At 41.6% G+C, this 20,446-nt stretch carries 23 protein-coding genes; 5 read left to right on the top strand and 18 right to left on the bottom strand.

Annotation, left to right across the window (positions count from 1 at the left end):
* Positions 1–129: 129 nt before the first annotated feature.
* The 4 genes from opuFB to BK139_RS01410 form a co-directional block, all read right to left on the bottom strand.
* Complete coding sequence (opuFB, locus tag BK139_RS01425) at positions 130–1,647, bottom strand: osmoprotectant update ABC transporter permease/substrate-binding subunit OpuFB (protein WP_076256056.1); 1,518 nt, start codon at positions 1,645–1,647, stop codon at positions 130–132.
* A complete protein-coding gene (locus BK139_RS01420; RefSeq protein ID WP_076256054.1) occupies positions 1,644–2,597 on the bottom strand; it encodes an ABC transporter ATP-binding protein in 954 nt (317 codons plus the stop codon). The genes opuFB and BK139_RS01420 overlap by 4 nt, the downstream gene beginning before the upstream one ends.
* Before the next feature lie 175 nt (positions 2,598–2,772).
* Entirely contained in the window at positions 2,773–3,069 is a 297-nt protein-coding gene (locus tag BK139_RS01415; RefSeq protein WP_048008869.1) for a hypothetical protein, read from the bottom strand.
* A gap of 137 nt (positions 3,070–3,206) precedes the next feature.
* On the bottom strand, positions 3,207–4,412 hold the full coding sequence (locus BK139_RS01410) for an NAD(P)-dependent malic enzyme (protein ID WP_076256051.1): 1,206 nt from the start codon (positions 4,410–4,412) through the stop codon (positions 3,207–3,209).
* A gap of 139 nt (positions 4,413–4,551) precedes the next feature.
* Between BK139_RS01410 and BK139_RS01405 the strand changes: the two genes are divergently transcribed.
* A complete protein-coding gene (locus BK139_RS01405; RefSeq protein WP_076256049.1) occupies positions 4,552–5,445 on the top strand; it encodes a LysR family transcriptional regulator in 894 nt (297 codons plus the stop codon).
* Between the two features lie 47 nt (positions 5,446–5,492).
* Here the strand turns inward: BK139_RS01405 and BK139_RS01400 are convergent, their stop codons facing one another.
* Both BK139_RS01400 and BK139_RS01395 read right to left on the bottom strand, forming a co-directional pair.
* Positions 5,493–6,197 carry a gamma-glutamyl-gamma-aminobutyrate hydrolase family protein gene (locus BK139_RS01400; protein WP_076256046.1) on the bottom strand — a complete coding sequence of 235 codons (705 nt, stop codon included), beginning with the start codon at positions 6,195–6,197 and terminating at the stop codon, positions 5,493–5,495.
* A gap of 143 nt (positions 6,198–6,340) precedes the next feature.
* Positions 6,341–7,990 carry a catalase gene (locus BK139_RS01395; protein ID WP_076256045.1) on the bottom strand — a complete coding sequence of 550 codons (1,650 nt, stop codon included), beginning with the start codon at positions 7,988–7,990 and terminating at the stop codon, positions 6,341–6,343.
* A gap of 230 nt (positions 7,991–8,220) precedes the next feature.
* Between BK139_RS01395 and BK139_RS24255 the strand changes: the two genes are divergently transcribed.
* Positions 8,221–8,346, top strand: a complete 126-nt coding sequence (locus BK139_RS24255) for a hypothetical protein (RefSeq protein WP_258549827.1) — start codon at positions 8,221–8,223, stop codon at positions 8,344–8,346.
* Positions 8,347–8,674: 328 nt separating this feature from the next.
* Here the strand turns inward: BK139_RS24255 and BK139_RS01390 are convergent, their stop codons facing one another.
* Both BK139_RS01390 and BK139_RS01385 read right to left on the bottom strand, forming a co-directional pair.
* A complete protein-coding gene (locus BK139_RS01390; protein ID WP_076256043.1) occupies positions 8,675–9,460 on the bottom strand; it encodes a glucose-1-dehydrogenase in 786 nt (261 codons plus the stop codon).
* A gap of 12 nt (positions 9,461–9,472) precedes the next feature.
* Complete coding sequence (locus tag BK139_RS01385) at positions 9,473–10,327, bottom strand: GRP family sugar transporter (RefSeq protein WP_083675272.1); 855 nt, start codon at positions 10,325–10,327, stop codon at positions 9,473–9,475.
* A gap of 294 nt (positions 10,328–10,621) precedes the next feature.
* On the opposite strand from BK139_RS01385, the gene sstT reads away from it, so the two are divergent.
* Positions 10,622–11,854 carry a serine/threonine transporter SstT gene (gene sstT / locus BK139_RS01380; protein WP_076256038.1) on the top strand — a complete coding sequence of 411 codons (1,233 nt, stop codon included), beginning with the start codon at positions 10,622–10,624 and terminating at the stop codon, positions 11,852–11,854.
* 106 nt (positions 11,855–11,960) lie between these two features.
* On the opposite strand, the gene BK139_RS01375 is transcribed toward sstT, so the two are convergent.
* From BK139_RS01375 to BK139_RS24240, 7 genes are all read right to left on the bottom strand, one after another.
* On the bottom strand, positions 11,961–12,356 hold the full coding sequence (locus tag BK139_RS01375) for a VOC family protein (RefSeq protein ID WP_076256036.1): 396 nt from the start codon (positions 12,354–12,356) through the stop codon (positions 11,961–11,963).
* 140 nt (positions 12,357–12,496) lie between these two features.
* On the bottom strand, positions 12,497–12,799 hold the full coding sequence (locus tag BK139_RS01370; protein ID WP_076256034.1) for a hypothetical protein: 303 nt from the start codon (positions 12,797–12,799) through the stop codon (positions 12,497–12,499).
* A gap of 57 nt (positions 12,800–12,856) precedes the next feature.
* Positions 12,857–13,525, bottom strand: a complete 669-nt coding sequence (locus tag BK139_RS01365) for a P-II family nitrogen regulator (protein ID WP_076256031.1) — start codon at positions 13,523–13,525, stop codon at positions 12,857–12,859.
* Complete coding sequence (locus BK139_RS24250) at positions 13,509–14,156, bottom strand: DUF1538 domain-containing protein (protein WP_286147579.1); 648 nt, start codon at positions 14,154–14,156, stop codon at positions 13,509–13,511. The genes BK139_RS01365 and BK139_RS24250 overlap by 17 nt, the downstream gene beginning before the upstream one ends.
* A gap of 32 nt (positions 14,157–14,188) precedes the next feature.
* A complete protein-coding gene (locus tag BK139_RS24245; RefSeq protein WP_286147577.1) occupies positions 14,189–14,989 on the bottom strand; it encodes a DUF1538 domain-containing protein in 801 nt (266 codons plus the stop codon).
* Positions 14,990–15,294: 305 nt separating this feature from the next.
* Positions 15,295–16,662 (bottom strand): M4 family metallopeptidase, encoded by a 1,368-nt coding sequence (locus BK139_RS01355; RefSeq protein WP_286147575.1) that lies wholly within the window; start codon positions 16,660–16,662, stop codon positions 15,295–15,297.
* On the bottom strand, positions 16,659–16,961 hold the full coding sequence (locus BK139_RS24240; RefSeq protein WP_286147573.1) for a hypothetical protein: 303 nt from the start codon (positions 16,959–16,961) through the stop codon (positions 16,659–16,661). Before BK139_RS24240 ends, BK139_RS01355 begins: the two co-directional genes overlap by 4 nt.
* Before the next feature lie 333 nt (positions 16,962–17,294).
* On the opposite strand from BK139_RS24240, the gene BK139_RS01350 reads away from it, so the two are divergent.
* Positions 17,295–17,627: a hypothetical protein gene (locus BK139_RS01350; RefSeq protein WP_076256028.1), complete on the top strand. Its 333-nt coding sequence runs from the start codon at positions 17,295–17,297 to the stop codon at positions 17,625–17,627.
* Between the two features lie 47 nt (positions 17,628–17,674).
* Here the strand turns inward: BK139_RS01350 and BK139_RS01345 are convergent, their stop codons facing one another.
* Positions 17,675–18,325, bottom strand: a complete 651-nt coding sequence (locus BK139_RS01345) for a YdeI/OmpD-associated family protein (RefSeq protein ID WP_076256026.1) — start codon at positions 18,323–18,325, stop codon at positions 17,675–17,677.
* Positions 18,326–18,341: 16 nt separating this feature from the next.
* Entirely contained in the window at positions 18,342–18,806 is a 465-nt protein-coding gene (locus tag BK139_RS01340) for an SRPBCC family protein (RefSeq protein ID WP_076256024.1), read from the bottom strand.
* A gap of 177 nt (positions 18,807–18,983) precedes the next feature.
* Between BK139_RS01340 and BK139_RS01335 the strand changes: the two genes are divergently transcribed.
* The gene (locus BK139_RS01335) at positions 18,984–19,382 is read left to right on the top strand and encodes a nuclear transport factor 2 family protein (RefSeq protein ID WP_076256022.1); all 399 of its coding nucleotides are present in this window, start codon (positions 18,984–18,986) and stop codon (positions 19,380–19,382) included.
* Between the two features lie 150 nt (positions 19,383–19,532).
* Here BK139_RS01335 and BK139_RS01330 read toward each other — a convergent pair whose 3' ends face one another.
* Positions 19,533–20,354: a glycosyl transferase family 2 gene (locus tag BK139_RS01330; protein ID WP_076256020.1), complete on the bottom strand. Its 822-nt coding sequence runs from the start codon at positions 20,352–20,354 to the stop codon at positions 19,533–19,535.
* Positions 20,355–20,446: the final 92 nt, after the last annotated feature.

Genomic DNA, 20,446 nt, shown 5'->3' with positions numbered 1-20,446 from the left:
TAGGAGGAATTATTATACAGGGGTAAATCGACTCCAGAAGAAGTGCAGAACCAAAAAAAACAGCCCCATTAATAAAAATGGGGCAGCTGAATGAATGTGCTATTGTTTTACTCGTTAACTTTCCCTGTTTTATTTCAGCAATCCTTCCTTCTCAAGATACTCCCTTGCTGTTTCTTCAGGACTCACATCATCTACATTTACTTTGTAGTTCATTTCACGCATTTCATCATCGCTTATCTTTCCATCCAGCTTGTTTAAAGCTTTAACCAGCTCCGGATGGTTTTCTGCGGTTTCTTCTCTCAACAGCGGAGCGCCCTGATATGGCGGAAACAGGTGTTTGTCATCCTCCAGGACAGTGAGTTTGTATCTGGCAATTTCGCTATCTGTTGAATAAGCATCCACCAGGTTGATTTCACCTTTTTCGATTGCTCCATAGCGCAGTTTAGGCTCCATGGTTAAAACAGTTGGAAATTCTACACCATATAGCTTCTGGATGCCACGATAGCCATCTTCCCGATCCGAGAATTCAAGGGTGAAGCCGGCTTTTATGTTTTGCTCGACTGATTGCAGATCTGAAATGGATTGCAGTTCATACTCTTCAGCCAGTTTCTCAGGCACTGCCAAAGCATACGTATTATTGTAAGCCATCGGTTCTAGCAGCTCCATGCTGAATTGTTCCTTCATTCCTTTTCTCGCCTGCTCATATACCTGACCGGAGTCTGTGCTTACCGCTGTCTCTTTTAAAAATTCCGCAATGGCTGTACCGGTAAACTCAGGATACACGTCAATACTGCCAGACTTCAGAGCATTGAAGACGAAGGAAGTTTTTCCTAACCCTGGTTTTAACTCGACATTAAGGTCGGTTTCATTTTCAATCAGCAATTTGTACATATTGATCAGGATTTCCGGTTCTGAACCAAGTTTCCCGCCGATGACAATCTTCTCCTCTGATTGATTTGCCAATAAAGGAATGACCATAACTAATATCATCGCACCAATGAATACTCCAAGTGCTGTGACCGATTTTTTAAATGACATATGCTCAAACCGGCGCAGCAGCATATCAAAAAGGATTGCCAATATGGCTGCAGGGATGGCCCCAAGAATAATCAGGGCCGTGTTGTTCCGGTCAATTCCCAGGAGAATCAATTCTCCTAAACCGCCTGCTCCAATTAAGGCTGCAAGAGTAGCTGTTCCGACTATTAAAACCATCGCCGTACGGATTCCGGCCATAATCACCGGCATGGCAAGAGGAAGCTCCACCTTCATGAGCCTTTTGCGCCTGTTCATCCCCATTGCCCTTGCCGCTTCGAGAATAGAATCGTCTACTTCCTTTATTCCTGTATATGTATTTCTCAAGATGGGCAGAAGTGCATATACGACTAATGCGATAATGGCGGGCACTTTTCCAATCCCGAATAAGGGGATCAATAAACCAAGCAGTGCTAGTGAAGGTATGGTCTGCAATACGGCTGTTGCGCCAATGATTCCTTCTGCAATTTTTTGCTTTTTAGTCAGATATATTCCAAGCGGAATGGCAATCAGGACTGCAAAAAATAAAGCAATGAGCGAAATCTGGATATGTTCAATCAGCACACTTGCTAATTGACCTTTTCTTTCACTGAAAACAGAGCTCAAGGTATTCATGACTTCACCTCTCTTCGCATGCTGCCTGCCAATTTACGGATAACAGTCTGCCTGTCGACCAGTCCAATGAATTCCCCGTCCTCTTCCACAGCAATTTCGTTATGAGCGGCCAATAAGCTAAGCGTTTCTTCGAGGGAAGCCGAGGCTGGAAGGACTGCCATGCTCTCTTCGGGTTCTGAAATCGGCAGAAGGATTTCATGAAGACTAAACCCCTCTATATACGGCCCCTGACCTTCCCCTACGAACTGCCTGACAAATTCGTTTTCCGGATGCGCAAGCAGTTCTTCAGGTGTGCCAATTTGGACGACTTCCCCGTCCTTCATGACACAAATGCGGTCACCGAGCTTTAAAGCTTCCTTCATATCATGTGTAACAAACACAATGGTTTTCTTTATTTTTTTCTGAAGATGGATTAGGTCATCCTGAAGCTTTTCCCTGCTTATGGGATCCAGTGCACTAAAAGGCTCGTCCATCAGGATGATGGGCGGATTGGCGGCCAATGCTCTTGTTACGCCGACTCTTTGCTGCTGTCCTCCTGAAAGTTCGTGCGGCTTTCTGCTCCGGTATATGTCAGGCTCCAATCCGACCATTTCCAATAATTCATCAATCCGTTCTTTAATTTTCACCTGCTCCCAGTTCTTAAGCTCCGGTACAATCGCGATATTTTCCCCAATCGTCATATGAGGAAAAAGGGCAATCTGCTGAAGTACATAACCAATATCCCAGCGAAGCTCATGAATGTCATAGTCACTGATCCGTTTGCCATTTATGAAAATCGTTCCTGATGTCAAAGGAATAAGCCTATTAATCATCTTCAGAACAGTAGTTTTCCCGGAACCGCTCGGACCAATAATCACAAAGAACTCGCCTTCTTTTATATGTAAGTTGATTGAATCTACTGCTTTAGTACCATCCCGATACTGTTTCGACACATTGTCAAACTGAATCATTGCTCCACCCCATTAATTTGTTTACATCTGAATTATTCCCTTAACAAATTTCTGAAAAACGATCCTGCCCGCGTTTTCTTTTTTGCTGTTATACTATCATACAGATAGACAGGAAACATTTCCATCCTAAGAATCCAAAGAAAAGACAGCCTCCTGCATTGGAGGCTGCCAGTGTTTAAGCGGGATAACTTTTCAGGTTCTTAAAGAGGTCAGGAAAGTCTTTTCTGATTGCTTCGCGGATATCCCCGAATGCAAGATGGCGAATGGGATAGGTTTTTACTTTCTTTAAGGTGGAATGCGGGTTTCCTATAAAAATATTAACGGTCTCTTCTAAAAATCTTTCTTGTTGAAACATATAATTGTTTCGATTTTCAAAGACTTTGTTTTCTGTTTGCTCATAAATAACGTAATAGTTTTCGATGATTTCACCACGGAACATTTCCTGCGTCTCAATTACTTCGTATACTTTCATGGGTATCAGTCTCCCTTTTAAATAAATTCAACATGACGAAAGTGATAAATTCAATCCCATTGGCAAAATCTGCAGCTTCATTTTTTGGATACTATGTTGGATCTCACTTGAACATGCCTGCGCATACTAATTTCCTTCTATTGGCTTATTATTTGGCTCTGTATAATTTCGATTCGGGCTGCACCTGTTTCCTGGGCCGCTTTTACTACTGCTTCCCTTACTGCAGGGACAACCCGGCTGTCGAGCGGCCCAGGAATGACATAATCAGGTGTCAGGTCTGTAGCATCGATTAATCCGGCAATCGCTTCGACAGCTGCCATTTTCATTTCTTCATTAATTTCAGTAGCCCTGACGTCCAGGGCCCCTCGGAAAATTCCAGGAAATGCGAGGACATTGTTCACCTGATTCGGCAAATCGGATCTTCCTGTTCCAACGACTTTAGCTCCTGCCGCTTTCGCCTCATCCGGCATGATCTCAGGAACTGGATTAGCCATGGCAAAAATAATGGAATTCGGACTCATCGTCTCGACCATTTCCTTTGTTAAGGCACCGGCAGAGGAAACCCCGATGAACACATCGGCGCCAATGATAACATTTTCAAGCGGTCCTTTACGTTTCCCACGATTGGTTATTTTCGCGACAGACTCTTTGACAGGGTTCATTCGCTCCTGCCTTCCTTCATAAATTGCTCCCTTTGTGTCACACATGATGATATCTTTTGCTCCCATATTTAGGAGCAGCTTGATAATCGCAATTCCTGCCGCACCCGCCCCATTGATTACGATTTTAATTTCATCCATTTTTTTGCCGGCAAGCTTCAGCGCGTTGATTAACCCGGCTGCTGTTACGATTGCTGTTCCATGCTGGTCATCATGAAAAACGGGAATATTCATTTCCTGCTTAAGCCGTTCTTCAATGTAAAAGCAATTAGGTGCCGCGATATCTTCGAGGTTGATGCCTCCAAAGGAAGGCTGCAGCAGCCTGACTGTTTTAATGATTTCTTCGGGATCCTTCGTATCAAGGCAAATCGGAACAGCATCAATCCCTGCAAAAGCTTTAAATAGTGCTGCCTTTCCCTCCATAACAGGCATAGAGGCTTCAGGGCCAATATCGCCAAGTCCCAGCACAGAAGTGCCGTCAGAAACCACAGCGATTAAGTTTCCTTTTATTGTATAATCATAGACCTTCTCAGGCTGGTCATGGATTCTTCGGCATGGCTCGGCAACTCCCGGGGAATAGGCTAAGCTTAAATCCTTCATGCTGTTCAGCGGCATTTTTACATCGACCGTTAACTTACCCTTAAACTTCTCATGAAGCAGTAAAGATTCCTTCTGCAAATCCATTCTACCCATCTCCTCTTTATGAATATTGTTAATTTTCAGTATTTGTTGTAGATTATTATATAATGATTGCCATCCATAAATGAAATACATATAATCTATAATCCTTATGCCTTTTGGTTATATGAGAGGAGTGCAGTAATTGGATATCCGGCATTTAGAGTATTTTGCGGAAGTAGCACAGCACTTAAGCTTCACTAAAGCATCCCAGACCCTGCATGTCACCCAGCCTTCCATCAGCAAAGCCATCAAGAATCTCGAAGGCGAACTGGGAGTGCCGCTATTTTACAGGTCATCGAAGCAGCTTGAATTAACGGATGCAGGAAAAGCGGTGTTAATTAATGCGAAAAAAGTGCTGGACGCATTTCAGAACCTGACATTGGAGTTAACAGATTTAATGGAGCTGAAGGGCGGTGAAATCAAAATTGGCATACCTCCCATAGTCGGTGCAGCCTTCTTTTCGAAGCTTATCAGCCAATATAAAGAAAAGTTTCCATTGATTGAAATTAAATTAACAGAAGTCGGCACGAAGAAAATAAAAAAGGGGGTGGAAGATGGCACATTGGATATTGGACTAATTTGCACGGTTCCGGCCCATGGAAGCGGTTTTGAAATAATCAATGTCCTGAGCGATCCCTTAATGCTCATTATCCACCGGGAACATAGGCTTGCTACGAAAAAAGAAGTGCATTTTTCAGAATTAGCCAAAGAGCCATTCATCCTCTACCGGAAAGATTTCACCCTATATGATCTGATTATTGAGGAATGCGTAAACAGCGGCTTTCAGCCTAATATTGTCTGTGAAAGCTCGCAAAAGGATTTCCTGCTGGGAATGGTTGAAGGAAAACTGGGTATCACCATGCTGCCAAGCAAAATCTGTCAAAATATAAACTGCAATGACCTTGTGGTTCTGCCAATCTCTGAATCTGCAGTTAATTTAGAGCTCGGAATGATTTGGAAAAAGGATAAGTACTTATCGTTTGCGGTCAGGGAGTTTATCGCCGGTGCTGAGACTTATCTGGAGGAAGGGCTGTGAAATGGCCGCCGCAATTTTAAAAGTGCGACGGCTTTTCACCTTCTGTATTATTGTTTACAAGCCTTAACAAATGCATCAAATATAGCTTTTGAAGGGTTATCATTCTTTTCTGTCATGCATTCAGGGTGCCACTGTACCCCTAATGCAAAGCGATGCTTTTTACTCTCAAAAGCCTCAATAACTCCATCATTGGCCTCTGCACACACCTCAAAATTTCCAGGCATTTTGCGGACAGCCTGATGATGATAGCTATTTACTTTAAAGCTTTGCATTCCAGTAACTTTGTGGAGGAGAGAATCTCTTTTTACATTCACAAAGTGTGTCGCATGCCAGCGGGGTGCTTTTTGGCCATGCTGCAGCAAAGGTACGCCCATTTGGGAAAAGATGTCCTGATACATATCACCCCCAAGAGCGATACTTAGGATTTGGCAGCCCCTGCATATGGCTAAGATTGGTTTATTTCGAGCAAGCATTTTTTGAATCATGCTGATTTCGAATGCATCTCTTTCCGGACAAATACTGCCCAGCTTTTGATGTGGTTCTTCACCAAATAGTGTTGGGTCGATGTCCCCCCCGCCAGTAAGCAGCAGCCCGTCAAGCGTTTCAGCTAATTTTTCGACTTTCTCATCATCCAGCAAATTAGGCACAACAACTGGAACGGCCCCTGCGTTTAATAATGAATGGATATTATCCATTGATACAGAAAGGTTATGATCATCTAAATTTGACGTAACTCCAATAATTGGTTTCATTTCGGCACCTCAGGTTTTATAGTTTAGAAGGTTATTCTATAGAACCGGGAAGAAGTCCTATCTGCCCTAAAAAAAAGAAGCAAATAAAAAAAGAACTGCCCTGCAGTCAGTAATGCTGACTTTTGGACAGTCCATGTTTGCTATTAATACGGATCCGTTTCATGGCTTTTCTCAACCGCTTCTTTTGATGCCTGGTTTTCAGCGATTGAACCTTGGCCATATTTAGATCTTCCAGCGTCACGGCCTGGGATTTGTTCTTCCCCGCTCGTCGCCTGGATCTTTTTCATGACTTTCCCGGTTTCTTCCATGACACGGCGGCCATAGTCTTCATCAGCTTGTGTGAAATGCTCAAACATGGCATCCTGAATCCGTTTGTCGCATACCGCTAAAGCTTCAGACAGGTTTTTGATCAGTTCATCCCGCTCCCAGTCATCAAAACTCCTGTAAGTATGGCCGGCCTGGCCGTAATTATTTGGCCGATCGATCGGTGCGCTCATGGCAGCTGCATTATAAGTTGGCCGATGCGGGGTGCGCCCTTCTTCCGGTGCTTCCTTAAAGCCGCCCTTTATTGAAGGCTCGTAGTTAATATGGGGATTATCTCCTGCCTCTTTCGGGTCCCGAATATCCATTTGGCCGCGCTGCTGATTCGTACGTACAGGCGATTTCGGCGCGTTGACCGGCAATTTTAGATAGTTCGCTCCAACGCGATAACGCTGTGTATCGGAATATGAGAAAGTCCGGCCCTGCAGCATCTTATCATCGGAAAAATCCATTCCATCAACAAGTACTCCCGTTCCAAAAGCCGCCTGTTCAATTTCTGCATGGTAATCCACTGGATTGCGATCAAGCACCATGCGGCCAACAGGAAGCCAAGGAAACTGATCCTCCGGCCAAAGCTTGGTATCATCAAGGGGATCAAAATCCAATTCTGGATGGTAATCATCCTCCATAATCTGTACAAAAAGCTCCCATTCCGGATAATCTCCCCGTTTAATCGCCTCAAATAAATCCTGTGTAGCATGTCCGACATTTTTAGCCTGAATCTCGCTTGCCTCTTCCTGGGTCAGATTGCGGATCCCCTGCTTTGGCTCCCAGTGATATTTCACCAGTACAGCTTCCCCTTTTTCATTCACCCATTTATAGGTATTGACACCCGATCCCTGCATGTGACGGTATGTAGCGGGTATTCCCCATGGGGAAAATACGAAAGTAATCATATGTGTAGCTTCGGGTGTGCGAGATACAAAGTCAAACATCCGCTCGGGATTTGGCACGTTTGAAACAGGGTCAGGCTTGAAGGCGTGAATCATGTCAGGAAATTTCATCGCATCACGGATAAAGAAGATCTTCAGGTTATTGCCGACCAAATCCCAGTTTCCGTCCTCAGTATACATTTTTACGGCAAAGCCTCTAGGATCACGTGCTGTTTCGGGTGAATCCTTCGCACCTGCCACAGTTGAAAAGCGGACCATTAGTGGCGTCCTCTTCCCTGCACCAGAGAAGACCTTGGCACGTGTATACTTCTCAACCGGCTCATCGCCCACTTTTCCGTATGTTTCAAAGTAACCGAATGCTCCTGCTCCTCTTGCGTGAACCACACGCTCCGGAACCTCTTCCCTGTCAAAATGGGAGATCTTCTCAATGAAATGATAATTTTCCAAAGTAGCAGGTCCCCGATTGCCTATCGTGCGAATGTTTTGGTTATCCGTAACTGGATGCCCCTGCCGGGTTGTCAGTGTCTCACGGCTAACATTCTGCTCATTTTCTGTATTCATATCTTTGTTATCTGCCACAATCAAACCTCCTAACAACGAATGACCATATTTTTCCTCTGATTCAAATATTTATACTTGAGTTTACCTTAAATGTTAAGTATTGGATCTGTTTCCATATTAGATAGCCTGGTTATCATACCCATCAAAAATGGAAATGAAACCTTTTTGAGTAAATGTACTTAATTAATTTAGTCGGAATAATGTTCATATCTTTGTAAAAAATATTCTTGTCCAGGGGAGGTGTAGACATGCCGAATCTTAATGATAACAAGTTCAAAAAAATTCAATCTGAGAGCCAAAAGCAGGGTAAAACATACGAAGAATATGCTGCTGAACTGGAAGCGAACAAAATGAAAGCTCAAAAGAGAAAATAAATGACAGTGAGGCAGGAATCGATCCTGCCTTTTTAGTACCCGCTGCTAAGCAGGAATTGCCGCTGTATGTATCATTTCTGTTCCCCACACAATCTAACATGTAAAGGATATATTTAATAATTTGTCCGCATCCCGGTCATAGTTTGTTAACATTTACGCATTAGAATGTAAATGTACCGAAACATCATAAAGCCCTTTTTCTTTACCCCTTCAGGTCCGGCCCTTTTTAAGCGGCCGGATTTTTTATGTCTATCTTTTTACCGCTTGACACTAAAAGTTCCGTTACCTGCCTAAAAAAAGCCCCTCTCAAATGAGAAGAGCTTTCCATTCATCCTTTGCCAGCCTGAAATCCCGGATATTGTGTCATGCCTCCATCAGCATACAAGGTCATTCCGGTGACATAGCTGGCTTCAGTGGATGCCAGCCATACTGCACAAGCTGCTATTTCTTCCGGCTTGCCGATATAGCCCATGGGAATGAGCTCAACGACACCTTTTTTTAATTCAGGGTCTGAGAATTTTTCCGCATTAATGGGTGTATCAATAGCACCAGGGGCAATGCAGTTCACCCGGATACCGTGCGGGGCAAATTCTAGCGCAAGGGTCTCGGTCATCAATTTGACTCCGCCTTTGCTTGCTGCATAATGAACAAAATGAGGCCATGGAATTTCCTGATGAACAGATGACATATTAATGATAGATCCTTTTATTTTGTTTTCCAGCATGTAGTCAATTGCTTCACGGCAGCCGATAAATTGTCCCGTCAGATTTGTAGATATAACTTTGTTCCAATCCTCCAGGGTGAGTTCTTCTGATGGGACTTCATTTTCGATCCCCGCATTATTAATCATGACATCGAGAGATCCGAACGTTTTAATGGCATGGGCGATCATTCTTTTAACATCCTCTTCCTTTGTAACATCCCCCTGGATGGCAGAGGCGCTGCCGCCAGCTTTCTCAATCGTTTCTATAATTCCCTGCACTTCCTGTTCCTCATTAAAATAATTAATGACTACCTTCGCTTTTTCAGCACCGAACCGTTCTGCCATTGACTTTCCCAGCCCGGATGCTGCGCCGGTAATAACGACAACTTTCCCTTCAAGACTTGGATACATAAGATCACTCCCCTATTTTTTCGTAAAGCCCAGCAATACTCCCCCAGCGATAATAAACAAACAGCCAAGGAGAACCATAAACACCTGTTTTTTGCTTTTACGCTCATTTAAAAAGAAAAGCCCGCCAATGGTCGAAATTACTATTCCGGTCTGAGAAAGGGAAAAGCTGGTGGCCACGCCGATCTTCGGGAGGGAAAGCAGCAATCCCAGATTCCCGGTGCTCCAAATCAGCCCCGTAATGATATTACGGATTGCATATTTGTTATATGGCTTGCGGCGGAGGGTTATGAGGAATGCTCCTGTTACCATTCCAATCGCCTGCGGCAGTATGGCAGACCAGCCATCAATTTCAAACCAGCGGATTAGTACAACATACCCGACAAAGCCTGCGGTCGATAAAAGGAGTACAAGCAGGCCTTTCTTGAGGCTTTTTCCCTGTTCCTTGTCATCCCCCTGTTTCAAAGAAGTCAGAATTGCACCAACAATGATGCAGACCAGAGAGGTGACTCCGATGATAATGCTCATCGTTGTTTCCCATTCTTTAAAAATGAATACTCCAAAAAAAGTTGTTCCAATAAGCTGCAGACCTGTGGACATTGGAGCTGTCTTTGCAACCCCCAAATATCTGACTGCCCCAAACTGATTTTTCTGCCCGATCGACCAGAACAAACCAGAAATAAAGCCGACTGACCAAACAATATTGGAAAGATCCGGTCTCTTAAAAAGATAGACAGCGATGGCAAATAATAGGGCTCCTATTGTCGTGCCAAGCGTCTGGCTGTCCTCGTCCCCGCCAAGCTTGCTGCTGACAAATACAATACTGCCCCATGAAACCGCTGCAATGAGGGCTAATAGAATTCCTGTCATGGTGTGTACCTCATCTTTCGATTTTATGTACATTTTTAGATTGCAGTTATATAAGGACTCTTATTCCACAAGCCAAAAAAGTATTGAATTATTTTTTATTATTCCTCTTATTTAAACCGCTAAAACCATAATTAACAGCAACCTATCTATTTAATAGTCGTTTAACAGATATTTCAATATAATAATTTATCGCACAATTTATAATATTTGTGTTAAACTAACAAATATCACTGTCGGATAACAGTGATAAGCCATTATTCTCTTTTATATAATAATCACTTCGGAGGGAATCGAATGAAAAACGCAATCAGCAAGTGGAACCAAATAAGCCTGGTAAAAAGAATTCTTCTGGGCATCATCGCAGGTATCGCCCTCGCTTTGACTATTCCGAAAGCAGCAGGATGGGTGTCTATCTTCGGTACTTTATTTGTAGGTGCATTAAAAGCTGTGGCACCGGTACTGGTTTTTTTCCTGGTCATGCATGCCATTTCCAAACATAGAAGCGGACAGCAGACAAATATGAAATCCATTATAGCTCTTTATGGTTTAAGCACCTTTTTAGCTGGACTTGTCGCAGTAGTAGCAAGCTTTATTTTTCCTGTTACCCTTTCACTTGCACCGGGAGCAGAGGATGTAACACCTCCAGGAGGGATAGCTGAAGTTCTTACAACCCTGCTGACCAATGTTGTGGACAACCCGGTCAATGCACTGATCAATGGCAATTATATCGGCATTCTGACTTGGGCAATCCTGCTTGGCATTGCCTTAAGAAAAGCAGCTGACACTACAAAAAACATGCTCGCAAATTTCTCAGATGCCATCTCGACTCTGGTTAAATGGGTAATTAGCTTCGCCCCAATAGGAATTATGGGCCTTGTGTTTGATGCGATTGTCAGCAATGGTATATCAGCATTGATGGATTACGGCAAGTTACTGTTCATCCTCCTGGGCTGCATGTTCTTTATCGCTCTGGTTGTAAATCCGATTATCGTATTTTTAAATATTCGCAGAAATCCATATCCGCTTGTTTTTAGATGCTTACGAGAAAGCGGAATTACAGCGTTCTTCACACGCAGCTCAGCAGCTAATATTCCTGTAAATATGAGCTTATGCGAAAAACTTGGACTGGATGAAGATACGTATTCCGTATCCATCCCATTAGGCGCAACGGTTAATATGGCTGGTGCAGCTGTTACAATTTCTGTTCTGACTCTTTCAGCCGTTCACACATTAGGTATTCAAGTGGATTTTGGAACAGCTCTAATCCTAAGCGTGTTAGCAGCAGTTTCTGCCGCAGGTGCTTCAGGTGTTGCAGGCGGATCCCTTCTTCTCATTCCTTTAGCAGCCAGCTTATTCGGAATTCCGGATGACGTAGCTATGCAGGTTGTCGGGGTAGGATTCATTATTGGCGTATTACAGGATTCATGTGAAACAGCCCTTAACTCTTCCTCAGATGTTCTATTTACTGCTACAGCTGAATATGCCAAAAAGCGCAAGGAAGGCAAAGTTGCAAAACTTAGTGCATAAATATATAAAGGAGTCACTCTTAAGGTGACTCCTTCACTGAAGCCCTGTCATTTAAGACGGGCTTTTTTTATGTATTGTGTCATTAGATGCTAATAGTCTTTACCATTCACTTCGCATTTGCATCAGGCTGGTGAATTCCGAAAATATTCCCTTCTGTATCCTTATAGTACCCCTGCCAAGCCATTCCAGGAAGAGCATACTTCGGCAATGCTACAGTGCCGCCATTCTCAAGGATTCTGCCTTCCGCGGCATCGTAATCTTCCACACCAATTGTGCAGGAATATCCGTTTATCGCTTGATTAGCTCCTGGAGGCGGTCCCTGGCGCTTCATCAAAGCACCATTAATGCCCGGCTCTTCTTCATTTCCAGTCACTGCTCCATAATAAGGCATTCCGGCATATTCACTCCAATCCTGAAATGACCACCCAAATACCTCTCCATAAAATTTTTTAGCCCGCTCCATATCATCTGCATGGACTTCAAAATGAATTAATCTGCTCATAGTCTCCTCCTTGTACTGTAATCGCTTACACACATTTAATTATAATACTTATGGCAACTATTTAAACGAATTTTTTTAATAATCATAATCGACTTAGAAGCTTCTTTGATCAGCCAGTAAGCCTTTAGTTCTCAAGCATGCTACTGGCTGCATCTTTTCCGGCTTAAAAAAAACAGGCTTCCTCCAAGTGTCATGAGAGATAGAAATTTACTTGAAAGCAAGAGATAAGAAGTCTTACCTGAATCCAGGGGAACATGCGGATGCTGGATAAGGGTATAAATAATGAGAAGGCCAAAGAGTAGGATCACATAGGCGTTAATAAAAGCCCTATTAAAGATTTCCTCTCCTTTATCTTCCTTAAATTTAGTTAAAATGGCAAAGCCGTATGTGATAATGAGAAGCATGGTGTAGATTAATACTGTGACTGCAAAAAAGATATTCAAATTTTGCTGCCCCCTTTTCCATTCACTTTTGATTTAGCCATCAAATTGGGCTGCCATTCACTTATAAATCCCGTAAGTTTTGCTGACTTCCTGCACAAATATGATCCCATTACCCGGCTCATCAATTTTAAGTTTTCTTCTTATCGATGCGACAATTTTTTCTGTACTTTCTTCCTCTGACAGAATCAGCACGATTTCCTTCTCTGGTTCAATGGCCATTGAAAATAGCTTGCTGGTTTCATGAATGCCCGACCCTCTCGCATTAATGACCGTACCACCTTTAGAGCCTGCTTCGGCTGCTGCATCAATCACATGCTCTGCATTCCCTTTTTCTACAACCACCGTAATGGCATGATACATCATTTTTTCTGCACCTCTTCCCTGCTCACTATTTCCGCTTCTGCAGCGGCTTGCTCCGATTACATTACATACAGAAATGGCAAAAGCGATACCGTGGTTTGGTTTGCTGAATTTAAATTTCCTGTCAAGCTGCTTGAGGGCATGATCCGCTGTTTGCTTATCCGCCACCATCAGGACAATTTCCTTTTTCACACCAGTTAAAGATAGAAATTCCAAAAGGCGATTTTGGATTGTCCCTTTGCCCAAGAGTACAGTACCTCCTGAAATACCATTTGCCTTGGCAGTTTGCAGAACTTTGCTTCCTGAACCAAAGTTGACTATAACATAGACTAATTCAAATCCGGCACGATCAGATTGACTGTGCATCCTTTTCAAATCCTCCTTTTTTAGATTTTAGTTTAAAGATAAAACCTAATACCTGAAGGGCAATCAGCGGAGTCAGTGCAACCATGGCAATCATGCCAAATCCATCTATTAATACATTGGCACCTTCTATAGATTCTGCAGCCCCCTGCATAAATGCTAAAATAAAAGTAGCTGTCATGGGACCTGATGCCACCCCGCCTGAATCAAAAGCGATTCCAACGAATAGCTTTGGAACAAAATAGGTCATTGCAATGGCAATGGCGTAGCCCGGTAAAAGATAATGCCATAGCTGCAGCTCAGGAATAATGATTCTTAACACGGATAGAGCAACAGCTGCGCCAACCCCTATTGAAAGTGATATCATGACGACCTTCCTTTTAACATATCCGCTTGTAACATCTTCGATTTGATGTGTTAACACATGAACAGCAGGTTCTGCCATAATGGTCACAAAGCCTAATATAAAACCTATAATAATAATGTATGCTTTACTGTCTAAAGAGGCTATGCTATGTCCCACTGCCGTGCCGACATCCATAAAACCCGCATTAACCCCTGCTAAAAAGAGGACAAGTCCCAAAAAAGTAAAAACAATTCCCTTTAGTATTTTGTGAACGGCTTTTTTGGACATTTTAAAGATCAGCTTCTGCAGCAGCAAAAAAATCAGTAATATCGGCAGCAGGGCCAGAAATACTTCTCCTGCAAGTATAGGTGTTTTGTAATATCTGCAGAAGGGTCATGATGTTCAAGGCTCCCGGAAATTTTATCGGCTTTCGATAAGATGCTCATGATCATGACTGAAATAATCGCCCCTGTAGAGGCAACGGCTACTAATCCAAAGCTATCCTGCTCAGATGCTTGGCTATCCTTTTTCAATGAGGACACACCAAGAGCCAAAGCCAGAATAAACGGAACCGTCATAGCTCCAGTGGTTGCACCAGAAGCATCAAAAGAAATGGCCAGGAACTCAGGTGATGTGAAAATGGCAAGAATGAAGATGATAAGATACAGGATCGTTAATAATTTATACAACGGAAGGTTATACACAATTCTTACCAGGCCGGCGGAAAGTAAAGCAGCAATCCCAATAGAGACGATTACTACAATATAGCCCTTTGAAATTAGGCCTGATGTGACCAGTTCAATTTGCCCTGCAAGAATGTGCAGATCAGGTTCGGCTATCGAGATGATAAAACCAAGAATGAGGCCGGCAACAATGACAATCCATATTTTATTTGTTTTTGCCATTCCAGCACCCATCATCTGTCCAATGGGAGTAATTCCAATATCCACGCCAAGCAGGAAAACAGATAACCCGATAATGATTAAAATAGCCCCAATCACAAAGCGTATGATCAGGAAAGAGTCTAATTGGGTAATTGTCAAATTTAATATGATTACGAGGGCGGTGATGGGGAGAACTGCATACAAAACTTCTTTAATTTTAGGCAATAGTACAGCCAAATATAAGTCATTCCTTTCTGATTAAAATTTGATACCATTCATAGACAGCACCTTCTTCTTTTTTTTGCTCGCTTAGGCAAATAAAAAAGCCTCCCGCAAAAGGGCATAATGGCCCCTTCGTGACAGACTCCACCTAAAAAAATAATATGTTCTTTATTTATAGTATGACATATGAATGGATATAGAAGAAATATATTTTTATGATTTTTCAAAAATTTCATTAATTTATTGTCCTCAATTGAACAAAAGCACCTTCCCCCTTGAACTTAGGGTCAGGTGCTTTTACTTTTTATTAATCTATCATTCTAATAAATTCCGACTGTATCAAATCCAGCAACAGCGGCTGATTGTTCGGCGCTGCCTTCCCCGTACAGGTCAATGGCAGATTGGACAATAGCCTGGCGTGCATCACTGAAATCAGAATTAGAGGTCAAATAAACTGTTAATGCACGGTAATAAATTTTCCCAAGCTTCTCCCTGCCAATTTCCTGCCCGATCAGGTAGGCGGCATGGTTGGTAATAGAGGAGTTCACATGAACACCACCATTGTCGACATTTAGAGGCATGTCGTAAAATTCAGCCATATGAGCCGGATAGACACCGCTGCCATATGCTGCTCTTTGCGGATTACTTACGACAACACTATTTGGGTCGCTTAAGCTGCGCAATCTCGTTACACCATCGGCTTTAGCAGCTGGTGCCATAATGTCCTCGCCCATTTCCCAGTCTTCATCGTCAACCAGAACCCCAAAGACATCAGCGAAGGATTCGTTCAAGGCTCCGGATTGATTCCGGTATGCAAGGTTGGCAGTATGAGAGATTACACCATGTGTCATTTCATGGGCGGCAACATCAAGTCCTGCCGATAATGAAATGAAAAACTCGCCATCCCCATCGCCATAAGCCATATAACGGCCGTTCCAGAATGCATTGTTATAATCTGTACCCATGTGAATATATGAATTGATTGCCATTCCTTCCCCATCGAGAGAATTGCGGTCATGCTCATTCAGGAAATACTCATATACCCTTTCTGAATTATAATGCGCATCTACGGCAGCACGGTCATAATCCCCTATAAATGCAGCCGAATTCCCGACATACAGGGCATCATTATTTGAATCCCAATCATTTTTAGAATCAAAAGTAAAAATTCCGTCCAAATTCTCATGAGAGTAATCTGCTAACGCAAACTTTGTCCCGGATGCACCTTCTTTCGTTCGGATAATATGAAGTTCCCTATGATCTCCATTTACGCCTTTTCCGAATCCTTTCTGGGTTTTATTTTCTTCAACATGCAGGATTCCATTGTATTGATCAATGACTTCACCCGATTTGGCATCTACAAACACAAACCAGTTTCCAGGTTCATCTCCCATGAAGTTTACATTTACTTTATAGGCTGTATGATTTTCCCCTTCAAACGGATAGATAACAATTTCAGAAGTTGGCTCATATGTAAGATCTTTTGGAGCACTGACAGCGGATAAAGCTGTTTTTACTGCAGCATCACGTTTTAATGACACCGACGTGTCCACTGCTTCATCGGCAATTGCCTGATTTACTCTTCCGTTCACGGATACTACCTCATTATTTTCATTATAATGGACAATTACTTCGGACCCTTCTACTTTCACACCATTGACCGCATGATTAAACCTGACGTGGGTCATGCCAAGCTCATCTTTTGTACATTTTTCACTTTCAGGTTTTTATCAGGATTTTTAATACCTGTTTGATCCTGATGCTTTTTTAAATAATTTAATGCATTCGCCGGAGTACTGGAAGAGAATTTCTCTGCAAATCTCTCTTTTACAAATAAAGGAACACTTGCTTTCTCATTCCACTCCTTGGAAGCTTGGACAGGCTGTACGTTCTCTGAATCTTCCAGCTGGGCAAAAACTTTTACAGGAATGGAACCTGCAAGTAACGCGGATGACAGCAATACAGGTGCAAGCAGCTTTTTTTTCATTATTTTGACCTCCTATTATTTAGATACTCTAAATTATAGAATAGGAGAGTGTTGATCGAATGAATAATACGAATTATTTTTATATTGAATAAAATGTCGAATTGATAGTGAAAAATTACCAAATCCCTTTCCTTATAACTGGTTCAGACTGAGCGCATCAGCAAACAATATCAAACTACTATCCAAAAAGGGTAAGTGTTATTCAGGATATTATGCATGAGAAAAAGGAGGAATAGCAAACTCCTTTTACTTATGCTTAAGTTTCTATAGTACAGAATAGACATTCTGCCTTATAATATGAGATGGCATTATTAAATGGAGGTGAATGACCATATGGGAAACATACATAATACGTTTGGGTTAAACAAGTTCAAAACGATGAAGGAAACATCAAAGGGTGTTGAATTTAGACATATTGTAAACGACGAAATCATTTATCTGCTTCCGAATAAAGAAATTACAATCGTTTTAAATCCTAAAACTGTTGAAGGCAATAAGAAACTGGAGGAAAAATCCACTGGTCTGCGTCATAGTACAGCCCTGCGGGAATTCCCTAAACGGGAACATACAGGAAATGAACCAATTTCCTATGGATATGCATATAAATTTTTATCTGAAGATAAATTAGATGCATTTCTTGATGAGTTAAATACACTTAGTTTCTAAAAAAGGTTCTTTCCCCTAATTACTAAAGTAACCTGGGGCAGGAACCATTATTTCTTTTTCTGCCTAAACAAATCAGCCGATTTATACCCTTGTGATAAAATATCGACCATTTGCGCTTCTCGTTTCTCACGGGTTTTCTGCTGCTTAACAGAAAAAATGTAGCGAGCCCAATCCTTTTGGTAACCCGGTGTCAGATCCTGATAAAATTTCAATTCATCTGGATAATCCGCCAATAGTTTTTCAACATCTTCTACATTATCCTGATAATCAGCCACACATTGACTAGGAGCCGATGACTTTTTCTCTTTTTTCTTTTCACGCTTAAATCCAACAACCGTAAAGATATCATCCATACTCACCATCCGTGAGAATTTCACATCGCTATTTTCCACATACCCATCTTCTCCCACTTTCATTGCCGGAAAAATATCATCCCTATGAACGTATGTATCATAACGTTTATTCCCTTTTTTAGGATAGGCGAAAAATAAATATCCTTTTTCAAGCAGCTGCTCCTCAGTGATCACTTTTCGGATAAACTCTGTCATTTCATCAAGGGTTTCTACAAAGATGAAGATTGCATCATGCTTACCAGTTAAAGTGGTTTTGTATTCATTAAATACAGCATAGTCACTTGGCTGGTCGAGCACAGCCAAATTATTGTATTTATTAAGCTTTAATTTATCAATGATTGACATAACATTACTGCTCCTTTTATAATTCCTTTCGATTTTCTAAATAGTGTATTAAAGCATCCAAATCTTTCGCACAAGCTTTCTTAAACGCTCCAGCCATCATCTTGCCAAACAATTTTGAAAAGCCTGTGAGTCCCTTAATCTCACCAAGTAAAGTAACTTCTGAAGCATCACCTGCTGAAGCGATTATGTATGTAAATATAAACTCTCCTTTGCCTGTTGTTCCTTTGGTTCCATCACAGCGCAGCACAATTTTATGGGGCTCATCGAGTTCGACAACTTCAAAATGTTCAGCAGCTTCTTTTCCAAACATTTTTCTTGTCTCTTTCCACTGACTCCCCACTTTTAATGGCCCGCTTTCCTCCCGCTCTATTCCAACTAGACCATTCATCCATTCCTTTGCCGAATCAAGATCGATTAAAGCTTTGTAAGCATTTTGTGCAGATACCTGAATGGATCTTTTCACTTCAAAATGTATACTCAAGCTAACTGCCTCCTTTGTAACTTTTCCCTAAAATATATCACAAATTAATAAAGTGCTCACTCTAAATTAAAATAAGTTAACTAACGGAGATTCTCCTAATCGCAACATATTGTCATTAGGATATCTATAACTTATACTTCAATTAAAATTCATTAATGAGATGAAAGGATGATTCAAATGAGTATACAGCAACAATCGTTTTCAATCCTATCACTGAAAGAAAAAGCCATTTCTTTTCTGCAGCTCGTAGCGTCCGGCCAAGTCCGTGAAGCCTACAAGCATTACATCAGCCCTGATTTTTCCCACCATAATCCCTATTTCCATGGCGATGCAGAATCTCTCATGCTCGCGATGGAAGAGAATGCAAAGCAAAACCCTAACAAAAAACTTGATGTTAAACTCGCCATCCAGGAAAATGAAACCGTTGCCGTTCATTCCCATGTGAAGCAAAACCCAGAGGACTTAGGTGGAGCAGTTGTACATATCTTTCGGTTTCAAAACGGCAAGATTGCTGAACTTTGGGATGTAGGACAGCCCATACCAGAGGAATCTCCTAATGAGAAGGGGATGTTTTAACGCAAATTATACAGGATTGCTGCTGATTAAACTGTTGTATTTTTTTAAACCGATACAATTTTGTCTAACTACTTGTTTGTTTGCTATTTTGCTCACAAAAGTGTTAAGAAACTAAAAGCTAAAATAAACGGAAGTCTCTTTGACTTCCGTTTATTTTATAATTGAGTTTATATAATCGAGTGTTTCTTCTTTTCCTATCGGATTATGACCTTGTTTTTCATCTGCGTATAGTTGAATATGGAGCCTGTCGGCAAACACCTTCTCAGACATCCCCTTCAAATCTGTCATAAACGGAATCAGGTGGTTCATCATATCCTTTTCGGATGATATATTTTGTAAGTAATAGATCTTCGGTACGTAATTTACTCTTTTATAAAGTTCTATGACAATGATTCGGTCTTTATATCTCTTTTTTACTTCTTCTATTGTAAGGTTTGGATAGGATACATCCAACATCTGTTTTACTAGGTGCGGGTAAAAGTTGGTGACAATTGTCTGGGGGTTGTTAACGATTACAGTAGTACCTTTTATAAGCCCGGCTAACATTAAAGACATAAAACCTCCGGCAGAACTTCCATAAAAGTAAACATTATTCTTCTTATAATTTAGCTTTAAGATCATTTTATTCAAGAGTACTGACACATCCTTCAAGTAATGCCTGTCAGCTGTACCATTTCCCCATCCAATTGTCAGTTTATCCCACAAGTATAAAGTAGGATCATTGTAATAGATAAGCGATTCCTTAAAATCATCGATCCACGCATGACGCTGAAAGACTGGCGGCTTCATTCTGGTTGGATCAAATGAACCAGAACCTAAGATAAGCAATTTTTCAGAATTTCTTATTCTTATTAAAAATTCAAAGAGAACCCCATGCCAGTCTACAATTAATATATATGGAGCACCTTTTTTAAAACTAAAGTTGTTAAGTTGGTCATATTTAATTTTATATCTTTTATAAGAGTTTAACATTTTAACTCTACCCTTCTTGTCATATTCGACCTTTTTATCATTTATATGACTAGAATTCCTTGAATGATTGTATGCTTGTCTCTGTACTTACA

Source organism: Paenibacillus sp. FSL R5-0490, assembly GCF_001956215.1.
Classification (GTDB): Bacteria; Bacillota; Bacilli; order Bacillales; family Cytobacillaceae; genus Cytobacillus.
Note: the sequence above shows the minus strand (reverse complement) of the source record. Positions and strands in the feature narration are given on the sequence as shown.